General features: G+C 50.1%; 21 protein-coding genes. 14 read left to right on the top strand and 7 right to left on the bottom strand.

Translation table 11 applies throughout. The features are described from left to right. The first annotated feature begins 13 nt into the window (after positions 1-13). From J0X00_RS08865 to J0X00_RS08805, 13 genes are all read left to right on the top strand, one after another. Positions 14-1,354, top strand: coding sequence for a Na(+)-translocating NADH-quinone reductase subunit A (locus tag J0X00_RS08865; RefSeq protein WP_136482168.1), 1,341 nt, complete (start codon positions 14-16; stop codon positions 1,352-1,354). A gap of 5 nt (positions 1,355-1,359) precedes the next feature. Beyond that, on the top strand, positions 1,360-2,604 hold the full coding sequence (locus J0X00_RS08860; protein WP_218562756.1) for an NADH:ubiquinone reductase (Na(+)-transporting) subunit B: 1,245 nt from the start codon (positions 1,360-1,362) through the stop codon (positions 2,602-2,604). Beyond that, entirely contained in the window at positions 2,594-3,361 is a 768-nt protein-coding gene (locus J0X00_RS08855) for a Na(+)-translocating NADH-quinone reductase subunit C (RefSeq protein ID WP_136482173.1), read from the top strand. Before J0X00_RS08860 ends, J0X00_RS08855 begins: the two co-directional genes overlap by 11 nt. Beyond that, positions 3,361-3,993: an NADH:ubiquinone reductase (Na(+)-transporting) subunit D gene (locus J0X00_RS08850; RefSeq protein ID WP_136482175.1), complete on the top strand. Its 633-nt coding sequence runs from the start codon at positions 3,361-3,363 to the stop codon at positions 3,991-3,993. The genes J0X00_RS08855 and J0X00_RS08850 overlap by 1 nt, the downstream gene beginning before the upstream one ends. A 7-nt stretch (positions 3,994-4,000) precedes the next feature. Next, positions 4,001-4,597: an NADH:ubiquinone reductase (Na(+)-transporting) subunit E gene (nqrE, locus tag J0X00_RS08845; RefSeq protein WP_136482177.1), complete on the top strand. Its 597-nt coding sequence runs from the start codon at positions 4,001-4,003 to the stop codon at positions 4,595-4,597. A gap of 33 nt (positions 4,598-4,630) precedes the next feature. Further along, on the top strand, positions 4,631-5,854 hold the full coding sequence (nqrF, locus tag J0X00_RS08840; RefSeq protein WP_136482179.1) for an NADH:ubiquinone reductase (Na(+)-transporting) subunit F: 1,224 nt from the start codon (positions 4,631-4,633) through the stop codon (positions 5,852-5,854). A 191-nt stretch (positions 5,855-6,045) separates the two neighbouring features. Continuing rightward, positions 6,046-7,053 carry an FAD:protein FMN transferase gene (locus tag J0X00_RS08835; RefSeq protein WP_136482181.1) on the top strand — a complete coding sequence of 336 codons (1,008 nt, stop codon included), beginning with the start codon at positions 6,046-6,048 and terminating at the stop codon, positions 7,051-7,053. Positions 7,054-7,071: 18 nt separating this feature from the next. After that, on the top strand, positions 7,072-7,305 hold the full coding sequence (gene nqrM / locus J0X00_RS08830) for a (Na+)-NQR maturation NqrM (protein WP_020331624.1): 234 nt from the start codon (positions 7,072-7,074) through the stop codon (positions 7,303-7,305). Positions 7,306-7,499: 194 nt separating this feature from the next. After that, positions 7,500-7,733, top strand: coding sequence for a DUF2789 domain-containing protein (locus J0X00_RS08825; RefSeq protein WP_282477924.1), 234 nt, complete (start codon positions 7,500-7,502; stop codon positions 7,731-7,733). Positions 7,734-7,907: 174 nt separating this feature from the next. After that, the gene (gene dinB / locus J0X00_RS08820; protein WP_282477923.1) at positions 7,908-8,972 is read left to right on the top strand and encodes a DNA polymerase IV; all 1,065 of its coding nucleotides are present in this window, start codon (positions 7,908-7,910) and stop codon (positions 8,970-8,972) included. Positions 8,973-9,156: 184 nt separating this feature from the next. Beyond that, positions 9,157-9,906 (top strand): DUF2884 family protein, encoded by a 750-nt coding sequence (locus J0X00_RS08815; protein WP_136483151.1) that lies wholly within the window; start codon positions 9,157-9,159, stop codon positions 9,904-9,906. A 52-nt stretch (positions 9,907-9,958) separates the two neighbouring features. After that, positions 9,959-10,828: a GGDEF domain-containing protein gene (locus J0X00_RS08810; protein WP_282477922.1), complete on the top strand. Its 870-nt coding sequence runs from the start codon at positions 9,959-9,961 to the stop codon at positions 10,826-10,828. A gap of 101 nt (positions 10,829-10,929) precedes the next feature. Next, positions 10,930-12,285 (top strand): sodium-dependent transporter, encoded by a 1,356-nt coding sequence (locus tag J0X00_RS08805; RefSeq protein ID WP_282477921.1) that lies wholly within the window; start codon positions 10,930-10,932, stop codon positions 12,283-12,285. Positions 12,286-12,377: 92 nt separating this feature from the next. Here J0X00_RS08805 and J0X00_RS08800 read toward each other — a convergent pair whose 3' ends face one another. The 7 genes from J0X00_RS08800 to J0X00_RS08770 all read right to left on the bottom strand — a co-directional run bounded on the left by J0X00_RS08800 (position 12,378) and on the right by J0X00_RS08770 (position 21,951). Continuing rightward, positions 12,378-13,478 (bottom strand): succinylglutamate desuccinylase/aspartoacylase family protein, encoded by a 1,101-nt coding sequence (locus tag J0X00_RS08800; RefSeq protein WP_136482191.1) that lies wholly within the window; start codon positions 13,476-13,478, stop codon positions 12,378-12,380. Then, complete coding sequence (gene rimK / locus J0X00_RS08795; RefSeq protein ID WP_136482193.1) at positions 13,438-14,343, bottom strand: 30S ribosomal protein S6--L-glutamate ligase; 906 nt, start codon at positions 14,341-14,343, stop codon at positions 13,438-13,440. The genes J0X00_RS08800 and rimK overlap by 41 nt, the downstream gene beginning before the upstream one ends. Continuing rightward, entirely contained in the window at positions 14,343-14,783 is a 441-nt protein-coding gene (locus tag J0X00_RS08790) for an ATP-dependent zinc protease (RefSeq protein WP_136482195.1), read from the bottom strand. The genes rimK and J0X00_RS08790 overlap by 1 nt, the downstream gene beginning before the upstream one ends. Before the next feature lie 324 nt (positions 14,784-15,107). Further along, a complete protein-coding gene (locus J0X00_RS08785; protein WP_136483153.1) occupies positions 15,108-16,580 on the bottom strand; it encodes an aminoacyl-histidine dipeptidase in 1,473 nt (490 codons plus the stop codon). Between the two features lie 756 nt (positions 16,581-17,336). Beyond that, positions 17,337-19,115, bottom strand: coding sequence for a PLP-dependent aminotransferase family protein (locus J0X00_RS08780; protein WP_282477920.1), 1,779 nt, complete (start codon positions 19,113-19,115; stop codon positions 17,337-17,339). A 103-nt stretch (positions 19,116-19,218) separates the two neighbouring features. Then, positions 19,219-20,490, bottom strand: a complete 1,272-nt coding sequence (gene gabT, locus J0X00_RS08775; RefSeq protein ID WP_136482199.1) for a 4-aminobutyrate--2-oxoglutarate transaminase — start codon at positions 20,488-20,490, stop codon at positions 19,219-19,221. A 33-nt stretch (positions 20,491-20,523) separates the two neighbouring features. Beyond that, positions 20,524-21,951, bottom strand: coding sequence for an NAD-dependent succinate-semialdehyde dehydrogenase (locus tag J0X00_RS08770; protein ID WP_282477919.1), 1,428 nt, complete (start codon positions 21,949-21,951; stop codon positions 20,524-20,526). A 220-nt stretch (positions 21,952-22,171) separates the two neighbouring features. Between J0X00_RS08770 and J0X00_RS08765 the strand changes: the two genes are divergently transcribed. Next, complete coding sequence (locus J0X00_RS08765) at positions 22,172-23,188, top strand: TRAP transporter substrate-binding protein (RefSeq protein ID WP_282477918.1); 1,017 nt, start codon at positions 22,172-22,174, stop codon at positions 23,186-23,188. The last annotated feature ends 11 nt before the right edge of the window (positions 23,189-23,199 follow it).

The raw sequence follows: 23,199 nt of genomic DNA, 5'->3' as shown, positions 1-23,199 counted from the left end.
AGTGCAAGTGCGTATGATTACAATAAAAAAGGGTTTGGACCTTCCTATCGCAGGAACTCCATCCCAGGTGATTAGTGATGGCAAAGCCATCAACAAAGTCGCCTTGCTTGGCGAAGAGTACGTTGGCATGCGTCCTACGATGCATGTTCGCGTAGGTGATGAAGTAAAGAAAGCTCAAGTTCTTTTTGAAGATAAGAAGAATCCAGGGGTTCTGTTTACTTCACCAGTCAGCGGTAAAGTTGTTGAAATCAACCGTGGTGCAAGACGTGTTCTTCAATCCGTAGTGATTGAAGTAGCAGGTGATGACCAGGTAACTTTCAACAAGTTTGAAGCCAATCAGCTAGCTAGTCTTGACCGTGAAGCGGTGAAAACTCAACTGGTTGAATCTGGTCTTTGGACATCGCTGCGTACTCGTCCGTTCAGCAAGGTTCCCGCTATTGATTCCACCACGAAGGCAATCTTTGTTACGGCAATGGATACCAATCCATTGGCAGCAGAGCCGACGGTGATCATCAATGAGCAATCCGAAGCCTTCGTTGCTGGCTTGGATGTGCTGTCTGCCCTGACTGAAGGCAAAGTTTACGTGTGTAAGAAAGGCAACAGCCTGCCACGTTCTTCTCAGTCTAACGTAGAAGAGCACGTCTTTGACGGTCCTCACCCTGCCGGTTTGCCTGGCACTCACATGCATTTCCTGTACCCGGTAAATGCAGAAACAGTGGCTTGGAGCATCAACTATCAAGACGTTATCGCGATTGGTAAGCTGTTCCTGACTGGCGAACTGTTCAGTGAGCGTGTGGTGTCACTGGCTGGCCCTGTCGTAAACAAACCACGTCTTATCCGTACCGTTTTAGGTGCAAGCCTTGACCAACTGACCAGCAATGAAATCATGCCTGGTGAAGTACGTGTTATTTCTGGCTCTGTGCTGTCTGGTGTAAAAGCATCTGGTCCTCATGCTTACCTTGGTCGCTACCATCTGCAAGTCTCTGTACTGCGTGAAGGTCGCGAGAAGGACTTCCTGGGCTGGGCTATGCCGGGTAAGAACAAATTCTCAGTCACCCGTGCCTTCTTGGGTCACCTGTTCAAAGGTCAGCTGTTCAACATGACCACAACAACGAACGGTAGTGATCGATCAATGGTACCAATCGGTAACTATGAAAAAGTATTGCCGCTGGACATGGAGCCGACTCTGTTGCTTCGTGATCTGTGTGCCGGTGACTCCGACAGTGCGCAAGCACTGGGCGCACTGGAACTGGACGAAGAAGATCTGGCGCTGTGTACCTTTGTATGTCCGGGTAAGTACGAGTACGGTCAGCTTCTGCGTGAGTGCTTGGACAAGATTGAGAAGGAAGGGTAATTTTCATGGGCCTCAAAAAGTTTCTTGAAGATATCGAGCCTCACTTTGAACCAGGTGGCAAACACGAAAAATGGTTTGCTCTGTACGAAGCTGTTGCGACAGTTTTCTACACCCCTGGCTTGGTGACGAAAAAAAGCTCACACGTTCGTGATAGCGTTGATTTAAAACGTATCATGATCATGGTTTGGCTAGCAGTATTCCCGGCCATGTTCTGGGGTATGTACAACGCTGGTGGTCAGGCTATCGCAGCACTAAACCACATGTATGCGGGTGCGCAACTGACCTCTATCATCGATGGCAACTGGCATTACTGGTTGACAGAGATGCTGGGTGGCACGCTTGCGTCTGACGCGGGGTGGGGCAGCAAAATGCTGCTGGGTGCGACTTACTTCCTGCCTATCTACGCGACAGTCTTTATTGTCGGTGGTTTCTGGGAAGTGCTGTTCTGTATGGTGCGTAAGCACGAAGTTAACGAAGGTTTCTTTGTTACTTCTATCCTGTTCGCATTGATCGTTCCGCCAACGCTGCCACTATGGCAAGCGGCTCTGGGTATTACCTTTGGTGTCGTGGTTGCTAAAGAGGTGTTCGGTGGTACAGGTCGTAACTTCCTGAACCCTGCTCTGGCAGGCCGTGCATTCCTGTTCTTTGCATACCCGGCGCAAATCTCTGGTGACCTGGTTTGGACTGCGGCAGATGGCTTCTCTGGTGCAACAGCACTGAGCCAGTGGGCACAAGGCGGTAACGGTGCTCTGGTGAACTCGGCAACTGGCCAGGCAATTACCTGGATGGACGCTTTCATCGGTAATGTTCCTGGTTCTATTGGTGAAGTATCGACGTTGGCTCTGGCTATCGGCGCTGCATTTATCGTTTACATGGGGATTGCTTCATGGCGCATCATCGCAGGTGTGATGATCGGTATGATTGCGCTGTCGACCCTGTTTAATGTGATTGGTTCAGATACCAACGCAATGTTCAGCATGCCTTGGCACTGGCACCTGGTTTTGGGTGGTTTTGCATTCGGTATGTTCTTCATGGCGACTGACCCTGTTTCCGCTTCATTTACCAATAAAGCGAAGTGGGCATACGGTATTCTGATTGGCCTAATGTGTGTGCTTATCCGCGTGATTAACCCGGCTTACCCTGAGGGTATGATGCTGGCGATTCTGTTCGCGAACCTATTTGCACCGCTGTTCGACCACATTGTGATTGAGAAAAACATCAAACGGAGACTAGCGCGCTATGGCAAGTAAGAACGATAGCATTAAAAAGACGCTGTTTGTTGTTATTGCATTGAGCCTGGTGTGCTCAATCATCGTATCGACAGCGGCAGTGGGTCTGCGTAGTAAACAGCAACGTAACGCCCTGTTAGACAAGCAAAGCAAAATCATCGAAGTGGCTGGCATTCAAGAGTCAGGTTCAGTTCCTGAGCTGTTCGCTCAGTACATTGAACCGCGTCTGATTGACTTCAAGACAGGTAATTTTGTCGAAGGTAACGCAGCGCAATTTGATCAGCGCGCAGCAGCGAAAGATCCTGCTGAGTCAATCAAACTGCCAGCGGATGAAGACTTCGGTAAGATCATTCGCCGTTCAAACACCGGTGTTGTTTACTTGGTCAAAGACGGCGACAAAGTATCGAAAGTGATTCTGCCGATTCACGGTAACGGCCTGTGGTCTATGATGTACGCTTTTGTTGCAGTAGAAACAGACGGCAACACTGTTGCGGGTATTACTTACTACGAACAGGGTGAAACTCCTGGACTGGGTGGCGAAGTTGAAAACCCATCTTGGCGTGCCCAGTGGCCTGGTAAGAAGCTGTATGACGAAAACCACAAACCAGCGATTAAAATCGTGAAAGGTGGCGCGCCAGCAGGTTCTGAGCACGGTGTTGATGCTCTGTCGGGTGCAACACTGACCAGTAATGGTGTTCAACATCAATTCGACTTTTGGTTGGGTGACATGGGCTTTGGTCCGTTCCTGACAAAAGTTCGTGACGGAGGTCTGAACTAATGGCTAGCGCAAAAGATCTTAAAAAGAGCATTGTCGCGCCGGTATTGGATAACAACCCAATCGCGCTGCAAGTTCTTGGTGTCTGTTCTGCTCTGGCAGTAACGACTAAGCTGGAAACAGCATTCGTTATGACTCTGGCGGTAATGTTTGTTACTGCTCTGTCTAACTTTTTCGTGTCTTTGATCCGTAACCACATTCCGAGCAGTGTTCGCATCATCGTGCAGATGGCGATCATCGCATCACTGGTTATCGTGGTAGACCAAATCCTGAAAGCATACCTGTACGACATCTCTAAACAGCTGTCGGTATTCGTGGGCCTGATCATTACTAACTGTATTGTAATGGGTCGCGCAGAAGCATTCGCGATGAAGTCAGCACCGGTTCCGTCGTTCATCGATGGTATCGCTAACGGTCTGGGTTACGGTTTTGTACTGATCACTGTGGGCTTCTTCCGTGAGCTGCTGGGTTCAGGCAAAGTGTTCGGATTAGAAGTACTGCCTCTGATCAGCAAAGGTGGCTGGTACCAGCCAAATGGTCTGATGCTGCTGGCACCTTCAGCGTTCTTCTTAATCGGTTTCCTGATTTGGACGATCCGTACCTTCAAACCTGAACAAGTAGAAGCGAAGGAGTAAGGGCGTCATGGAACATTATATTAGTTTGCTGGTTAAATCGATTTTCATCGAGAACATGGCACTGTCTTTCTTCCTGGGTATGTGTACCTTCCTGGCGGTATCTAAGAAAGTTAAGACATCATTTGGTCTGGGCATCGCGGTAACTGTCGTACTGACTATCTCTGTACCCGTTAACAACCTGGTTTATAACCTGGTTCTGAGACCTGATGCGCTGGCTCCGGGAGTCGATCTTAGCTTCCTGAACTTTATTACCTTTATCGGTGTTATTGCGGCGCTGGTACAGATTCTGGAAATGATCCTCGATCGTTTCTTCCCGCCTCTGTACAACGCGCTGGGCATCTTCCTGCCGCTGATCACAGTAAACTGTGCGATCTTCGGTGGTGTATCTTTCATGGTACAACGTGACTACAACTTCGGTGAATCTGTGGTTTACGGATTCGGTTCTGGTCTGGGTTGGATGCTGGCTATCGTCGCTCTTGCAGGTATCCGTGAGAAGATGAAATATTCTGACGTGCCTCCTGGTCTGCGTGGTCTGGGTATTACCTTTATCACAGCGGGTCTGATGGCGCTGGGCTTTATGTCTTTCTCTGGTGTTCAACTGTAAGTCGGGTAAACCGCAACAATAAAGGAATAGTCAATGGACATTATTCTTGGTGTAGTGATGTTTACTCTGATTGTTCTGGCTCTGGTTCTGGTGATTCTGTTCGCCAAATCTAAGCTGGTACCAACAGGTGACATTACAATCTCTATCAATGGCGATCCTGAAAAAGCGATCGTGACCCAACCAGGCGGTAAGTTGCTGAGTGCCCTGGCGGGCTCTGGCGTATTCGTTTCGTCTGCTTGTGGTGGTGGTGGCTCTTGTGGTCAGTGCCGTGTGAAAATTAAATCTGGCGGTGGCGACATTCTGCCTACCGAGCTTGACCATATTACTAAAGGTGAAGCGCGTGAAGGTGAGCGTCTGGCGTGTCAGGTTGCAGTGAAAAATGATCTTGAGCTGGAACTGCCAGAAGATATCTTTGGTGTTAAGAAGTGGGAATGTACTGTTATCTCTAACGATAACAAAGCCACTTTCATCAAAGAACTGAAACTGCAGATCCCGGATGGCGAATCAGTCCCATTCCGTGCTGGTGGTTACATTCAGATTGAAGCACCTGCTCACCATGTTAAGTACGCCGATTACGACGTACCGGAAAAATTCCGTGGTGACTGGGATAAATTCAACCTGTTCCGCTACGAGTCTAAAGTGGATGAGCCAATCATCCGTGCATACTCAATGGCGAACTACCCGGAAGAGTTTGGCATCATCATGCTGAACGTGCGTATCGCGACTCCGCCGCCAAACAACCCAGACGTACCACCAGGCCAAATGTCTTCTTACATCTGGTCACTGAAAGAAGGTGATAAGTGTACAATTTCTGGTCCGTTCGGTGAGTTCTTCGCTAAAGATACTGACGCAGAAATGGTCTTTATCGGCGGTGGTGCTGGTATGGCTCCGATGCGTTCACATATCTTCGACCAGCTGAAACGTCTGCAGTCTAAACGTAAGATGTCTTTCTGGTATGGTGCACGTTCACGTCGTGAAATGTTCTACGTAGAAGATTTCGACATGCTGCAAAGTGAGAACGATAACTTCGTTTGGCATTGTGCACTGTCTGATCCTACGCCGGAAGACAACTGGGATGGTTACACTGGCTTCATCCACAACGTACTGTACGAAAACTATCTGAAAGACCATGAGGCGCCTGAAGATTGTGAATACTACATGTGTGGTCCACCAATGATGAACGCAGCTGTTATCGGCATGCTGAAAGACCTTGGTGTTGAAGACGAAAACATCCTGCTGGATGACTTCGGTGGTTAATCCACAGTAAGTGATATCTTTATGGCTGGCTCGTTTGAGTCAGCCATTCTTTTTTGGCTCTCTGGTCTGGGTATCAATATATTCACACCGAGACATACCTGAGTAGATATAGGTAAATAAGGCGAGGAGCCTGCTGACCGTCGGGATTCGGATTTCCCTATATCTATTTACTGACCTCAAGGAGTAAACAAGTGAAAAACTGGCTTGTTGCATTCGCATCCTTATTGCTGTTGGCTGGTTGCGAGCAGCCACCTCAGCAAGTGCATTTAAGTGGCCCGACGATGGGCACGACCTACAACATCAAATACATAGTTCAGGATGGCCAGCCGTCCTCACAAGCTTTGCAAACCGAAGTGGATCGCTTGCTGGAGCAGGTCAACGATCAGATGTCGACCTACCGTAAAGATTCAGAACTGAGTCGTTTTAATCAGCATCAGAGTACTGAGCCGTATGAGGTTTCAGAGCAGACTGCCACTGTGGTTAAAGAGGCAATTCGTCTTAATCAGGTGACGCAAGGCGCACTGGATGTGACCGTTGGTCCGCTGGTCAATCTGTGGGGCTTTGGCCCGGAGGCGCGTCCGGAAGTGGTACCGAGTGATGAGGAACTGGCCGAGCGGAAGGCTAATGTCGGCATTCACCATCTGAGTGTGGATGGCCATAAGCTGAGTAAAGATCTGCCGCATCTGTATGTTGACCTGTCAACGATTGCCAAAGGCTGGGGTGTGGATGTGGTAGCCGATTATCTACAATCACAGGGCATTCACAACTACATGGTGGAAGTGGGCGGAGAAATCCGGCTCAAAGGTCGTAATCGTGATGGTGTGCCGTGGCGTATTGCGGTTGAGAAACCCACCGTTGATGAGCGCAGTGTACAGGAAATCATTGAGCCGGGTGACATGGCGATTGCCACCTCCGGTGATTACCGCAATTACTTTGAACGCGATGGTGTCCGTTACTCGCACATTATCGATCCACAGACTGGGCGTCCTATACATAACCGTGTAGTATCTGTTACCGTATTAGATAAGTCCTGTATGACGGCCGATGGTCTGGCGACCGGCCTGATGGTATTAGGCGATAAAAAAGGTATTGAGATTGCGGAGCAAAACCAGATTCCGGTCTTTATGATTGTAAAGACTGACGACGGTTTTAAAGAAGTCGCATCAAGTGCTTTCAAGCCTTATCTCAACCGTAATTAACTGAGTGAGCGTGGAATTATGAATACTTTTCTGATTACATTCGGAGTATTTCTGGCTGTTATCGCTGCGATGGCGGTCGGCTATATCTTCCAGAAAAAAGTAGTAAAAGGCAGCTGCGGTGGTCTGGGTGCGGTTGGCATCGAGAAAGTGTGTAACTGTCCCGAGCCGTGTGATGCGCGTAAGAAGCGTGAAGCCCGAGAAGCAGCCCGTGCGGAACGCATTGCCGCCTGGGAAAAAGATCGCATTGCGTAACCCGTTGCCATTGCTTAAAACGTAATAACAGAGAAAACCGGCTCAGGCCGGTTTTTTTATACCTGCTGCCTGACAGATGCTTTCGCCTGGCAACGCTATACTCAATGAGCGAGTTCGGATATTTATTGTGTCCTGACACATCAGATTGTTTTAAGCACTCATGGGATCAGAGCAATCCCCTTATTGGAGGAACTATGGAACTGCATCAACATGGTATGGCGGAGCTGTTTGAACAGCTCGGGTTAGGCAGCAGTCCGCAGGAAATGCGCGATTTTATTACTCAGCATAAGCACCAGCGCGACAGCGCGCCTTTACATGAGGCGGGATTCTGGAGCGCATCTCAGGCGCATTTTCTCAAACAGGCGATTGAGCAGGATGCAGATTGGGCCGAGCTGGTGGATCAGCTGGATGTCATGCTGCGTCCCTGAAATATTGCGTCAGCCATAGCGTTAGTCTTCAGGCAGAAAAGCCTCATTTGTTTATTCGCTGAACGGACAGATTAACGCAGATAGATGAATTGTTGCTCATGCTGATCGATTCGCAGCTTAACTGGTGTATACTGTTTTTTTAAACAGTAATTCATCATCACTGACTGAACAAAGATGGCCGAGCGGATTCGTAAAATTATCCATATTGATATGGACTGTTTCTATGCTGCTGTGGAGATGAGGGATAATCCTCACTACCGCGGCCAGCCGATGGCTGTCGGCGGTTCAGAGAAGCAGCGTGGCGTGTTGAGCACCTGTAACTATGAAGCCCGTAAGTTCGGTTTGCATTCCGCGATGCCGACTGCACAGGCAATAAAACTGTGCCCGGGCCTGCTGGTGGTTCCCGGGCGCATGTCGGTATATAAAGACGTTTCGCGTCAGATTCATGCCATTTTTCAACGCTATACCGATTTGATTGAGCCATTGTCGCTGGATGAAGCCTATCTGGATGTCACCGCATCACCGGCTTACCACGGTAGCGCGACTCTGATTGCTGAAGCCATCCGGCGTGATATCTGGAATGAGCTGCATCTGACCGCGTCGGCCGGGGTCGCTCCGGTTAAGTTTCTTGCCAAAGTCGCCTCCGATATCAACAAACCTAACGGTTGTTATGTGGTGACGCCGGACCAGGTTCAGGACGTGGTCGATAAGCTGCCTTTGGGTAAGATACCCGGAGTCGGTAAAGTCAGTCTGGAAAAGCTCAACCAGGCCGGCTTTTTTGTGTGCGAGGATATTAAAAACAGTGATTACCGTGAGCTGCTGCGCCGTTTTGGTCGCTTGGGAGCGTCGTTATGGAAGAAAAGCCACGGCATTGATGAGCGAGAAGTCGTGGTCGAACGCGAGCGCAAGTCGGTCGGGGTCGAGCGAACCTTCAGCCACAATATTTCGACTTACGAGGAGTGCTGGCAGGTGATTGAGCAGCGTCTTTACCCTGAACTGGATGCCCGTCTGACCCGCGCCTCGGCCGAGCGCGGTATCATCAAGCAGGGGATTAAAGTGAAGTTCGCCGATTTTCAGCAGACCACCATCGAGCACATTCACCCACAACTTGAACTGGACGATTTTAAGCTGTTGCTGAGCGAGGTGCTCAAACGGCAAAAAGGACGCGAAATTCGCTTGCTTGGATTAAGCGTAATGTTAAAGCCGGAAGATCAGATCCGGCAACTGAGCTTTTTTTGAATCCGCCACGATGGAATCTGTCACAGGCAGATGTATGCGCCACGCTTGCGCTTTATTTGGCGACAGCATATGCTGCGCAGCCTTGACGATGGTGACATCAGTCAGCGTAATAACTGACACGCGGTTAACCAAGTGCTGAATGGTTTTGGTTATGGTGAGCAAAAACAGACAAACTGAGGCTATGATGAAAAAGTTAGTATTAGTGATTTCTTTGTTATCCAGTGGCTCTTTGTGGGCGGCTCAGTGCCAGACGGTGGATGTGAAAAATGAACTGCGTCTTAGCCGTGGTTCTGATGTTGAAATCCATACCGCCAATGGCGCGACAGCCTTACTGGATCACGACAACAACCTGTATTTGTCAGGCCAGAAACAGGCGCTGAATTCCGAGCAGCAGGATGCGCTGGAGTCCTACCGTGAAAGTATCGCCGATGCGTTACCGAAAGCGCGCCAGGTCGCCCAGGATGGCGTTGCCATGGCCAATGATATTCTGGACGATGTGGCTGACAGTATCGATGCGCCACAGGCGTTTGACAAGGTCAAACAGTCACTGCAGCAGTTTGTGACGGATATTGAAGCCCGCTACCAAAAAGAGGGCGACTGGGTTCTGCCGGCGGATACGTTTGAATCCATGAGCCAGCAATGGCAGCAGGATTTCGATAAAGCCCGTGCTCTGTTTACCCAGGAATTTCTCAGCGGTGCCTTTGATGCGATTGCCGCCAAAATGAATCAGGATGGTGGCATCAACCTGACCGAACTGGGTAATACCATGGCACAGTTGCGCTCGCGACTGGAACAGAGATTCAGTGAGCATTCACAAACCATCGAGGAAGAGCGCCAAGAGTTATGTGATTCGCTGGACGAAATGGTGCAACAAGAGCAGCAACTGCATAAAAAGATACCTGAACTCAAGAATTATCAGGTTTTTACGATCTAAAATAAAAGGGCGCGACAGCGCCCTTTTTCGTATTCCCGGTTAGTTAGGTGCCATGTTACTTTCCAATATCAGTATTCGTTGGTTAACTGCGATTACCGCCACCTGTGTGGTGGTTTGTTTTGTGGTGTTTTATCTCACGTTTAAATATTTCTGGTCATTTGAACGTGAGACGCAACATGCTCTGCTTTTGCAGCATGAAGAGAGCAAGCGGGTCGAAACCGTGATCGCGCTGGAGAACTTTAAAGCGTCACGCGGTAAAATGCCGGACGAAAGCTTGTTCGTGTCACGCGAAATGAAGGATTTTGCCCGCGCAATTAATCGGATTTTTGCTGAGCTTGAAGAGAACCGCAATAAATTACGCTGGCAATCTGATCACGATCCTCTGACCCGGCTTTCTAACCGCCGTAAGCTGGAGCGGGAACTGAAACACTTTATTGCTGAACTCAAATATGACTGGTTAGCGGTCTATCTGATCGATGTTGATTACTTTAAGCTGTATAACGATTACTACGGCCACCTTGAGGGCGATGAGGTGCTCAAATCGGTTGCGCAGGCTTTGGAGCAGATCGACTTTGGTGGCGATAAAGTAGTGGCCCGTTTTGGCGGTGAGGAGTTTTGTGTCGTTCTGGCCGGAGACCGTGAGCCTGATACCGGCCATTATGCCGCGCAATTATGTGCACAGATCCGTCAGTTGGCGATCCCACACCAGCGTTCCCCTTTAGGAGGAACGGTAACTGTCAGTATTGGTGGCGTCAAAGCGTTTCAAGCGGGACTCGATGATTATCTGCACTTGTTCCATCATGCGGATGCCGCTCTGTATCAGGCTAAACATACCGGGCGGAATCGCTATCAAGTGCTCGACTGGCAACCTGGCAAACAGAAAAACCATATTGGCTCTCCTTTGCCACACAAATTAAGCTAAAAATACGATTTATCCAGTAAACCATTCTTTTACTCATTGAGTATTTTGTTGCTTTATATTAGTGTACTAGCCAACTAGTTTAATGGTATGTGTGAGTCGTAATGGCACAGAACAATTCTCGAGAAACCTTTGGATCCCGTCTGGGCTTTATTCTGGCTGCGGCCGGTGCTGCGGTCGGATTGGGCAATATCTGGGGGTTTCCTACTCAGGCCGCCAGTAATGGTGGCGGAGCCTTTCTGCTGGTCTATCTGATCCTTATCTTTGTGGTTGCCTATCCGATGTTGGTGGTCGAAATGGCAATTGGGCGCTATGGCCAGGCCAATCCGGTTGATAGTATGCACTCACTTAACGACAATCCTGTGGCCAAACGTATTGGTGGTTTGGTCGGTTGGATTGGCCTGAGTGTACCAAGTGCCGTACTGGCTTTTTACAGCATTGTCGGCGGCTGGATCCTGTGCTACATGTTTGGCGCCATGAGTGATGTACTCGGTCTGACTGACGCTGCTGCATGGTTTAAAGGTTTTTCGGTTGAGCGTAATTTATTTGGTACCTTGCTGTTTTATGTCCTGACGATTCTGATTGTGCAGGGCGGGGTGAAGCAGGGAATTGAAAAGTGGTCGACCCGTTTAATGCCGGCGCTGTTTGTCCTGTTTGCCGTCCTGTTTGTCTACATCATGTTCCAGCAGGGGGCGGTGGAAGGCTTACAGCATTATTTGCTCCCAGACTTTACCAAGATTTGGGATCGTGACCTGATTCTGGCCGCGATGGGGCAAGGCTTCTTTTCTCTCACCATTGGCGGTTGCTCAATGCTGATTTACGGTTCGTACTTGAGCAAAAAAGAGAATCTGCCGAAAATGGCGATGAGCGTCACCTTAGTCGATACAGCGGTCGCGTTTATTGCCGGCCTGGTCGTAATGCCGGCGATGTTTGTTGCGATGCACAAAGGGGTTGAAATCTATGCCCAGGATGGTTCTCTGCTCAGCTCGGACACGTTGGTGTTTACCGTTCTGCCACTGATGTTTGACAGCCTGGGGCTGCTTGGACAGTTGTTTGCGATTGTTTTCTTCCTGCTGCTGACGATAGCCGCTTTAACTTCATCGATTTCGATGCTGGAGTGTCCGGTTGCTCTGGTTAGTGAACGCCTGAATACCAAACGTACCCCCACCAGCTGGGTGCTGGGCGGTCTGATTGCGCTGTTTAGTGTGGTGATTGTGTATAATTTTGGCGCGCTGTTTGGTCTGGTGGCAAAGACAGCCACACAGTACCTGCAGCCGACTGCGGCGCTGATGTTCTGTCTGTTCGGTGGTTGGGTTTGGAAACGTAACGAGAAATTCAATGAGCTGCGCCAGGGATTTCCGGAGTTCAGTCACAGCCTGTTTGGCAGAATCTGGCCTTGGTACGTGCGTTTTGTCTGTCCGCTGTTGGTGATTACGGTTATTTGGGCATCATTTGGTTAACGCTGGCTGTGAGATAATGCACAACAAAAAGCCCCTGCACAAGTGCAGGGGCTTTGTCTATCTGGTTCAGCGCTATAACGGATAACAAGCCGTTACAGCGGGGATGGAGGCATGATCTGGCCCGTGGTCAGCGGTTCGAGATCGGTATCAGCCACTTCTTCAATAAAGTCGCCGACAACCTGTTCGACCACATCATCACGCTGGGTAAAATAGGCCAGATGGAACACGGCATCGCCTTCATTAACCAGTGGCAGAGTTTGCTGACCAATCACAATACCGCCTTTATTAGCCTTGATTTCGACCTCTACGTTCCCCAGCGGGGAGTTGATATACGCCAGAACCTGACCTTTATCTACCCGATCGCCCAGCGACACCACAGTGCGCAGGATACCGTCTGCTTCGGCGCGCAGCCAACTGGTGGATTTGGCAATCACGGAGGTCGGCAGTTTCTTGCGGCTGGCTCGTAACATACCCACCGCCTGCATCACCCGTTTAACGCCCACAATGCCGGCATTAATGGCAATAGGCTCAAAGCGCAGTGCTTCACCGGCTTCATAGGTCAGGACGGTAATACCGGCTTTTTCTGCCTCACTGCGCAGTGAGCCGTTACGCAACGGCGAATCAATCACTACCGGCGTTGCAAACGCCTGTGCGATACGTAATGTTTCTTCGTTGCTTAAATCGGCACGAATCTGCGGCAGGTTGGTGCGGTGAATGGCACCAGTATGCAGATCGATGATGTAATCGCAGTTGAGAGCAACCTGAGAAAAGAACGTATGCGCCATACGTGAGGCAAGCGAGCCTTTTTCGCTGCCCGGAAAGCAACGGTTGAGATCCCTGCGGTCCGGCAGGTAACGGGATTTATGAATAAAGCCAAACACATTGACGATCGGCACCGCTATCAGGGTGCCTTTGAGTTTTTTCGGGTCGATGGTGCTGTTGAGCTGGCGGACAATCTCAACGCCGTTGAGTTCATCGCCATGAATGGCGGCATTCACCATCAGAACCGGACCCGGTGCGTAACCATGGATGATTTCGACCGGAATTGACAGCGGTGAATGGGTGTAAAGCTTCGCCGCTTCCAGCTCGATGACTTTTCGGCTGGCTGGGGGAATGGTCTCCCCCAGAAATTGGTAGGGTATCTGTTTTCTGTTAGCCTTTACCACGTGTTTTAGTCCTTTTACTGGCCGCATTTTTTTCAATGAATTCGACAATCATTCCTGCGATGTCTTTTCCGGTTGCAGCTTCGATGCCTTCCAGGCCCGGCGATGAGTTGACTTCCATCACCAATGGTCCGCGCTCAGAGCGCAGCAGATCGACACCCGCGACATTGAGCCCCATCGCTTTCGCCGCGTCAATTGCGGTTTTACGTTCGGTCGGGGTTATCTTAATCAGTGAAGCCGTACCGCCACGATGCAGGTTAGAGCGGAATTCGCCTTCTGCGCCCTGACGTTTCATCGCTGCGATGACTTTGTCACCGATGACGAAGCAGCGGATATCAGCACCGCCGGCTTCTTTAATGTATTCCTGTACCATGATGTTGGCTTTCAGGCCCATAAAGGCCTCGATAACGCTTTCCGCTGCTTTACGGGTTTCGGCCAGAACCACACCAATACCTTGCGTGCCTTCCAGCAGTTTGATCACCACTGGCGCGCCGCCCACCATGTCGAGCAGGTCTTTGACATCATCCGGTTTGCTGGCAAAGCCGGTAATTGGCATACCGATGCCTTTACGGGACAGCAGCTGCATCGAGCGCAGTTTGTCGCGTGAACGGCTGATAGCCACCGATTCGTTAACCGGATAAACCCCCATCATCTCGAACTGGCGCAGGACAGCAGTACCATAAAAGGTGACCGAGGCACCGATACGTGGAATGATGGCGTCAAAGCCGGAGAGCTGTTCACCCTTAAAGTGAATTTCCGGCTCTTGTGAATTGATATTCATATAACAACGCAAGGCATCGATCACTTTGACCTCGTGGCCGCGTTGCTTACAAGCCTCGATCAAGCGCTTAGTTGAATACAAAGACGAATTACGAGACAGAATACCAATTTTCATTATTTACACTCCTCGAAAGGGATCAAAAACGATGCTGTAGGATCGACAATGATTCTGTGGTGCATTGCGGTGCGCCCCAGCAGCATACGGAAAGCCATGTTTTCACGGTTGGTAAGGGTAATTTCTGCCGGCCAGGTTTGTCCGCCCAGACAGATCTCAGACTGAACCACATAGCGGGTTTCTTCATGGCCTCCTGAGTCACGTACCGTGCGCTCATCGACCACTTTAGCTTCACACACGACGACGTCGGCATCATTATGTTGGATTGGGTGCATCCAGAAACGAACCCAAAGTTCATCTTGGTTACGAAAGCTCTCGATCTTAAATGCATGTAAGCAAGACGTTCGGGCTCCGGTATCGATCTTTGCGTTAATTTTATCAATGCCTAAAGCTGGAAGGCTGAGAGTTTCTCGCCATCCGACAATCATTTTTTCTTTCATTGCAGTTCATTATTTGGAGAATTTCAGACACGGATCTGGCCATCAGACGTAAGAGTCGAACGTAAAGCCGCATCCCCGATACCACATCATAATGGCGTTATCGCTTGAATAGAGTTTGGTGATTAACTCAGGGAACTTCAAGGAGGCGAACTCTATCAGTGATTAATCAATATTAGCTAACGAATAAAATTTTCCGTATCGACAAAAAATATTAATAACTTATTTGTGAGCTGCCACGCAAGAAAGTCGCTGTGTGCCGGCCAATGAGCCTGTGGGCAGGGAGAAGGAAAAGCAGCCGGGACGCGATGTCCCGGCTGAGGGGGATCAGTCTTTGGCCGGAATGTTTTCCAGCAGGGCGACCATTTGTTGCCAGAACAGACCCACGGTATCTATCTTGACCTTTTCGTCCGGGGAGTGAGGAAATTTAATCGTCGGACCGAAAGAGACCATGTCCATGTCTGGATACGGCTTTTTAAACAGACCGCATTCCAGGCCGGCATGAATGACCATGATGTTGGGCTTATGGCCGTAGATGCCTTGATACATATCACGGAAAATCTGCATGATTTCTGAGTCCGCATCCGGCTTCCAGCCCGGGTAAGCGCCTGAGAACGTGATCTCAGCACCGGCCAGTTCAGCGACGGAAGCCAGCATGCCTTCCGTCTGGCTGCGGCCGGAATCGATGAGGGAGCGAATCAGGCACAATACCTTGATCGTATCCTGTTCTGAGGTAATCACACCGAGATTGAGAGAGGTTTCCACGACACCTTCAATTTCATCACTCATGCGCATCACGCCGTTCGGGCAGGCATTGAGTGCGGCGATCAGGCGCTGTTGATCGGCCAGTATCAGCACTTCTGCCTGACTGTCGGATGCTTGGTTATAGCCAACCAGATTGGTTTCGATTCGGCCCAGCTCGCTTTGCAGCAGTGCGATATACGCCTGGAACAAACTATCAAGTTTATCCTGGTTGGTGGCCGGCACCGCCAGTGTCACAAACGCTTCACGCGGAATGGCGTTACGCAGGCTGCCGCCACGAAATTCAATCAAACGCAGGTCCAGCTCAGCGGCGTGAGCGGCAAGAAAACGCGCCAGCAGCTTGTTGGCATTGCCGCGTCCGGTATGGATATCGACACCGGAGTGACCGCCTTTCAGACCTTTCAGGATCAGTTGACGAGTGACGTAACCGGCCGGTTGTGCCTCACGGCGGATGTTAAACGTCAGCGCTGCATCTACGCCACCGGCACAACCCATGTAAACTTCGCCTTCCTGCTCGGAGTCGGTGTTGAGCAGGATATCGCCTTCCAGCCAGCCGGCTTCAAGGCCGAAAGCCCCGCTCATACCGGCTTCTTCATCGATGGTCAGCAGGACTTGCAGTGGTCCGTGTTTGATCTCATCGGATGCCAGCACCGCCAGACAGGTTGCCATGCCAATGCCGTTATCGGCACCTAATGTGGTGCCTTTCGCTGTCACCCACTCACCATCAATGTACGGCTGGATAGGATCGCGGAGGAAGTCATGATCGGTGTCTTCATTCTTTTGCGGCACCATATCGATATGAGCCTGCAGCACGACCGCTTTCTTATGCTCCATGCCCTGAGTGGCCGGTTTCTTGATAAACACGTTACCGGTCGGATCACGACGGACTGCCAAACCCTGATCTTCAGCCCAGCGGATGATAGCTTGGGCTAACGCTTCTTCATGTTTAGACGGATGAGGGATTGAACAGATCATATCGAAAAACTGCCAGACAGGCGCAGGTGATAATTTACTGATTTCAGAATGGAACTCAGACACAGTTAACTCCTTTTGCATAACATTTCCCGAACTTTTACTGGTTATTTTTTAATTTCCGGAGAAATTAACTGATATCGGGCTGTGACATAGTGAATCTACACAAGAGCATATCACTATGCGCAGAGAGGGTGTAGTGCTATTCATTACCGTATACATTCCGGTTAGCACAGTCGTGTTTGCTGCGCTGTAATCTGAATCACACTATAAGCAACTCATTGCTTTCATGAAGTGATTTTTTTAGCATTCAGACTGACTGTTTTGTAATTTAATTACCAAAAAATTCAAATTAAAGTCACTTTGTGTGATTTATGTGATTTTTGTCACCTTGTGTATTGTAATAAAATTTCTTGGTGGTATATTTATAACCACTTCGCAAGCGAAGCAAAAATGCTCAAAGGATGAGTCCGATTTATCGCCTCCAGGGAACCGAGAAATCAAAACACAATGTTTGGTTTATAAAGGTGATAGTAATGAGTAAAGGTTTATCGTCTGTAAAGTTCTGGCAAAAACGTGCTGTATTTACCGGGAACTTTGCATATCCGGCAAGTTTTGGTTATTGAGATCAAACTTGCTTCCTGAACAGTTTTGTTCACCCCTAAATTGGAATTTATTTTTAATCAATTTGATTAATAGAATTCTCCGCCACCTGAGTTCAGGTGGCGTTTTTTTTGCCTGTTGATCCGGTTTGTTATCGCGCCTGGGATGACTGAGGATCCAGCCGGACCAGGCGAAAAGGTGTGATGCGGGAGGTGGGGATCAGGAGGCGATGCGCGCTTCACCGATAAAATAGCCCTGTTCATCAAAGCGTTTGATCTCACCGTTTTCCTGCACAATAGTGATATAGCGGATATCGGAAAACTGCCAGTTACGCCACTGGTAGACAAATTTGTGATTCTCAACCCACCAGTAGCCTTCATCCATATCATTCGGCCGTTCTGAAATACCCAGCAGCTTACCGTCCGCCTGCAGAGTAATACGATAAGGAATATTGAAGCAGTCTTTCGTCAGCAGGGTCTGATTGGTCAGTGCGGCCCGGATTTGCGCGCTATCAAGTGGTGCGCTGGCACAATCCTCAATACGTGGGATCGGCAGAATCTGTTTGGCAATCGCGGCCAGCTGTTTGATGCCTTCGCGGATGTTCTCACAACGGATCGACTGAAAGCTGAGACGAAAGCTGTTGTTTTTATGATCGCAACTAAAGTATTTGGCCCCGTTATTGATCAGGATGCCTTGTTCTTGTGCCAGTTGCTCAAAACGTTCGGCATCGAAACCCTGCTTGTACTCTACCCAGAATGCGGTCCCGGCCAGTGACGGGATCGCGCCGGATTGCGGGAAGTAGTAATTCATCGCTTTTTCCATCGTCAGCCATTTGTCGCGATAGCGTTTGAGCAGTTTTTGCGCCAGCACGTCGTAATACCCCAGACTGAGAAACAACGCCAGTGTCTGGCAGTTACTTTTCGGAGGCAGACTGTGGGTACGTACCTGCAGCGATTTTATCTGTGCGATCAGCGGCGCTGCTGCGACAATAAAGCCAATCCGCAGCCCGGGGGCAATGCTGGACGTAAAACTGGAAATATAGATGATGCGTTCGCTCTGATACTCGCAGCGCAGCGGCGGACAACTGTGTTCCATGAAGTTAATGTCATGCTCGAAGTCATCTTCAATCACCAGAAAATCATGCTGCTCAGCGTAACTCATCAAAGCCTTGCGTCGCTCGGTGGACATGCGCACCGTAGTTGGAAACTGGTTGCTCGGCGTGGTGTACACCACATCGGCAGAGCTGAGGCGTTCATCGACCACCATGCCGTTGCGATCGACTTCGATCGGCATAACCCGGGCACGCCGTGCCTGAAACTGATGCAGGGCTTCCGGGTAGCCCGGATTTTCCATGGCGACACAACTGCGTTTAGACACCAGCAGTTTGGACAGGAAATAGAGGCTGTTCTGGCTGCCGAGTGTGATGGCGATGTTTTCCTTGCCGACAAAGATGCCACGCTTGGTGAGTACCCGGGTGCGGATCTGCTCGATCAGTTCATGGTAATCATGATCGTCCGAGGTCCAGCTGCGATGGTTGCTTTTATTGAGTGATTGAATACTGCATTTGCGCCATTCCGAAACCGGAAACAGATCCTCATCCACCATGCCGCTGACAAACAGGTAAGGATACTGGTTGAGGTTTTTCACTGCGATGTCTGAGACGGTATGCTCGGCATTGAGATAGTTGACCCAGTTGAGGCTTTGGCTGGCGGGGTGCTGTTGCTGCTCGCCGGATGGCACTTGCAGTTCTAGTTGCGGGTTGACGTAGTAGCCCTTGCGCTCAATCGGGACCAGAACGCCTTCTTCCGCTAACTGTTCATACACGCGCAATATGGTGTTACGAGAGACTTTGAGCTGTTCTGCCAGACGGCGTGATGACATGATACTGGTATTTTTGGGGACAAAGCCGGCAAAGATGGCTTTGGCTATGTCACCTTTGATTTGATCCTGCAGGGTTCGCGAATCTTGTGGGTCGATATGGATAAATTGGTACAGCATAGCTTTCCTGCTTATCAAAGAGTCGAATCCGTTCAGAATCAACGACAGCGGGAGAGAAAAAGATGTGCATTGCTGCACATCTTTTTTAAAGCATCGTTGAAGCTCAGATTAACGACTGAAGTTCCTTGGTGATGATCTCCAGGCCTTTGGTGATCAGCTCCGGCTCGATAGTCAGTGGTGGCAGGAAACGAATCACGTTACCTTTCACACCACATGAGAGCAGGATCACGCCCTGATGATGACACTTTAATACCAGTTGTTTGGTCAGATCTGCAAGTGGTTGTTTTGTTTCAGGATCGTTTAGCTCAATTGCGATCATCGCGCCGACCTGACGAATATCTCCGATTTGTGGGATCGTTTTCTGCATCTCGAGCAAACTTTCTTTAAATTGTAGGCCGACATGCTGGGCTTTTTCACACAAATTCTCATCTTTAATGATGCCAATCACTTCCAGTGCTGCGCGACAAGCCAGTGGTGAACCCGCGTAAGTACCGCCGATACCGCCCGGAGTGGCAGAATCCATGATGTCGGCTTTACCGACCACACCTGACAGCGGGAAGCCGCCAGCGATGCCTTTCGCCATGGTAATAAGGTCTGGTTTCGCATCATAGTATTCACACGCAAACACTTTACCGGTACGGGCAAAGCCAGTCTGGATCTCATCACAGATCATCACGATGCCATGTTTATCACACAGTTCGCGAATCGCGCTGACCCAAGAGTTCGGTGCCTGGTAGAAACCACCTTCACCCTGAATCGGTTCAAAGATGATGGCTGCCACGCGTGACGGCTCGATGTCACACGCGAACAGATCGTTAAGCGCGCTCAGGCTCTGCTCTTCACTGATACCGTGGTAAGCATTTGGGTAGGGTACGTGGAAGATGTCACCTGGGAACGGACCAAAGCCGATTTTGTAAGGTGCAACTTTACCGGTCAGACCCATACACATGTTGGTGCGGCCGTGGAAGCCACCTTTAAACGCGATAACACCGCTGCGGCCGGTGTGGGCGCGGGCAAATTTAACCGCGTTTTCTACCGCTTCGGCACCGGTAGTCACAAATGCGGCTTTCTTGTCGAAGTCACCCGGAGCGATCTCGACCACTTTTTCTGCCAGTTCAACGAAGCTGGTGTAAGGGGTCACCATAGAACAGGTGTGGCTGAAGTTATCCAGTTGGTCTTTCACTGCTGCGACGATGCGTGGGTGTGAATGACCGGTGTTGTTGACCGCGATACCCGCTGCAAAGTCAATGTACTGGTTACCTTCAATGTCAGTGATCAAGGCATTTTCCGCTTTCGCTGCATAAATTGGGGCCAGGTTCGCCATGCCTTTTGCAACGACTTTTTCCTTGCGATTTTGCCATTCCGAGTTTGTCATAATGAGGTGTCCTTTTCGTGATTCAGGAGAGGCTTAGAAGCCGCCCAAGCAAAGATATTTAACGTTCAGGTATTCATCGATGCCTTGTTTGGCGCCTTCGCGGCCAAAACCCGACTGTTTCACACCACCAAAGGGTGCGACTTCATTGGAGATGAGACCTTCATTGATACCGACCATGCCATATTCCAGTTTCTCGGCGATACGGAAAGCGCGGTGAATGTTATTGGTGTAGAAGTAGCTCGCCAGGCCGTAGATGGTGTCATTGGCTTTTTCAACTAATTCTTCATCATGGCTAAAGCGAACAACCGGAGCCACTGGCCCAAACAGTTCAGTCTGAATGATGTCCATATCCTGGGTCACTTCGGTCAGCACGGTGGGTTCGACAAACAGGCCGCCGGCCGATTTACCGCCCAGTGCCACTTTGGCACCCTGCGCAATCGCTGTGTCGATGTAGCCGAGGACGCTGTTTTTGGCTTTGATATCAATCAGCGGACCGATATTAACGCCGGCTTGCAGGCCATTACCCATTTTCAGTTCAGCCACGGCGGCGACAAACTTCTCAACGAAAGCATCGTAGACGCCATCCTGGACGTAGAAGCGGTTAGCACAGACACAGGTTTGGCCGGCATTACGGAATTTTGAGGCCATTGCGCCTTTGACCGCTTCGTCGATGTCGGCATCATCAAACACGATGAAAGGCGCGTTGCCGCCCAGCTCCATTGAGGTGCGCTTGATGGTGTCAGCACATTGGGTGATCAGATGGCGGCCAACCTGAGTTGAGCCGGTGAACGACAGCTTTTTGATGTCATCATGACTGCAGAAAATATCACCCACGGCGACGGAGGAGTGATTGTTGATCACAATCAGCAAATCTTGTGGCAGACCCGCCTGATACGCCAGTTCAGCGCTGGCGTATGCTGACAGCGGCGTCTGGTTGGCCGGTTTAACGATAAAACTGCAGCCAGCAGCCAGAGCCGGTGCGGCTTTGCGGGTAATCATCGCAATCGGGAAGTTCCACGGCGTGATTGCTGCCGCGACACCGACCGGTTGCTTGATGGTCATCAGACGTTTATTACCGGTCGGTGCTGGAATGGTGTCGCCGTAAGTGCGTTTGGCCTCTTCGGCAAACCACTGGATAAAAGAGGCACCGTACATCACTTCACCTTTGGCTTCTGCCAGCGGTTTACCCTGTTCCAGAGTCATGATACGCGCCAGATCGTCGGCGTTTTCGATCATCAGATCGTACCAACGTTTCAGAACAGCAGAGCGCTCAGCGGCACTTTTTTCCTGCCATTCGGTTTGCGCCTGTTTGGAGCGGTCGATCATGGTGTGAATCGTTTGTGTATCCATGGACGGAATGTACGCCAGGATCTCATCGGTAGCCGGGTTCAAAACCGCGATGGCATCATCGCTGGCCGGACAGGTCGCTTTCAATAGCGTCGTGTTAACAATTTGCTCCATGTTTGTGTCTCTTTTGTAGGCTGTTGATTGCATGTTAGACACAAACCTCTGTCGACCCTAAGTACCAGTTTGTCACAAACGTTGGTACCAGTTGGCACCAACCCGCTGGTACCATAACAACTGCCCGACTGGCACTATCGCATTCCTGCCGTGTTCTTCATATTGAGTCCGGGAAACAAATCAATAACAAAAGTGTAACCATGCAGGAAGAGGAATTTCTATGTTAAGCGTTAAAGGAACTAAACTGGCGAAAGCCTTTCTGACCGCGGCGCTCGGTGTCAGCACTCTGGTCTGTTCAACCGCGACCATGGCGGCTGATTACAACTGGCGTTTTGCCAACTTATATGGTCGTGGCACTGCCTTTGGTGAAGTATATGAAGACCTGGCCAAGAACATCGAAACCATGTCTGACGGCCGCATTGCTGTGCAGGTGCTTTACTCCGGTGAGGGGGTGGGGACCAGTGGCATTCTGACCGCGGTGAAATCGGGCCTGATTACGATGGGCGCACCGTTCCAGCCGATGCATGCGGGAGAATTTCCTGCTGGTGTGGTCGAAGTCGGTCTGCCGGGCGGTACGTCGGATGTTGCCGAACTGACCACCTTATTTCATGACAAAGGCTGGGGCAAGGTTCTAAAAGAAGCGTATGGTTCACAAGGCCTGGAATGGCTTGACCCTTACATTCAGCCACCGGTTTACATCATCACGAAAGAGCCCATTAATTCTATCGCCGATTTTAAAGGTCTGAAGATTCGTGCGCCAGGCGCGTACGGTAAATTCCTGCGTAATTTAGGCGCTTCCCCAGTTTCTCTGGCCTGGAGTGAAATCTATACCTCACTGGCTACCGGTGTTATCGATGGTTCTATCGGTTCTAACATGATTGACCACCGTGACGGTAACCACGTCGAAGTGGCAAAGTACATGTATCCGCTGCCTCTGGCCGGTGCGCAGGTGCTGCCGATCATCGTCAACAAGAAAGAGTGGAACAAACTGCCACAAGATCTGCAGGCGATTGTGAAAGCGGCGACCGCGGTTCACGCTCAGGAGCAGATGTCTAAATCAAAACTATGGGAATCTCAGGCCGTTGCAGACATGGAAGCCAAAGGCCTGCTATGGAGCCCGCAACCTTCAGAAGCTGACAAACAAGCCTGGAAAGAGGCGGGTCTGTCACTGGCGAAAGAGTACGCAAGTGAAGATAAGTACTCCAAACAGCTGGTTGATATTCTGGCGCAACAATAAGGCATAACGCA

It is taken from the genome of Vibrio sp. ABG19, from assembly GCF_029962385.1.
In the GTDB taxonomy this organism is placed as follows: domain Bacteria; phylum Pseudomonadota; class Gammaproteobacteria; order Enterobacterales; family Vibrionaceae; genus Vibrio; species Vibrio ostreae.
This window is presented reverse-complemented; position numbering and strand designations above follow the sequence as displayed.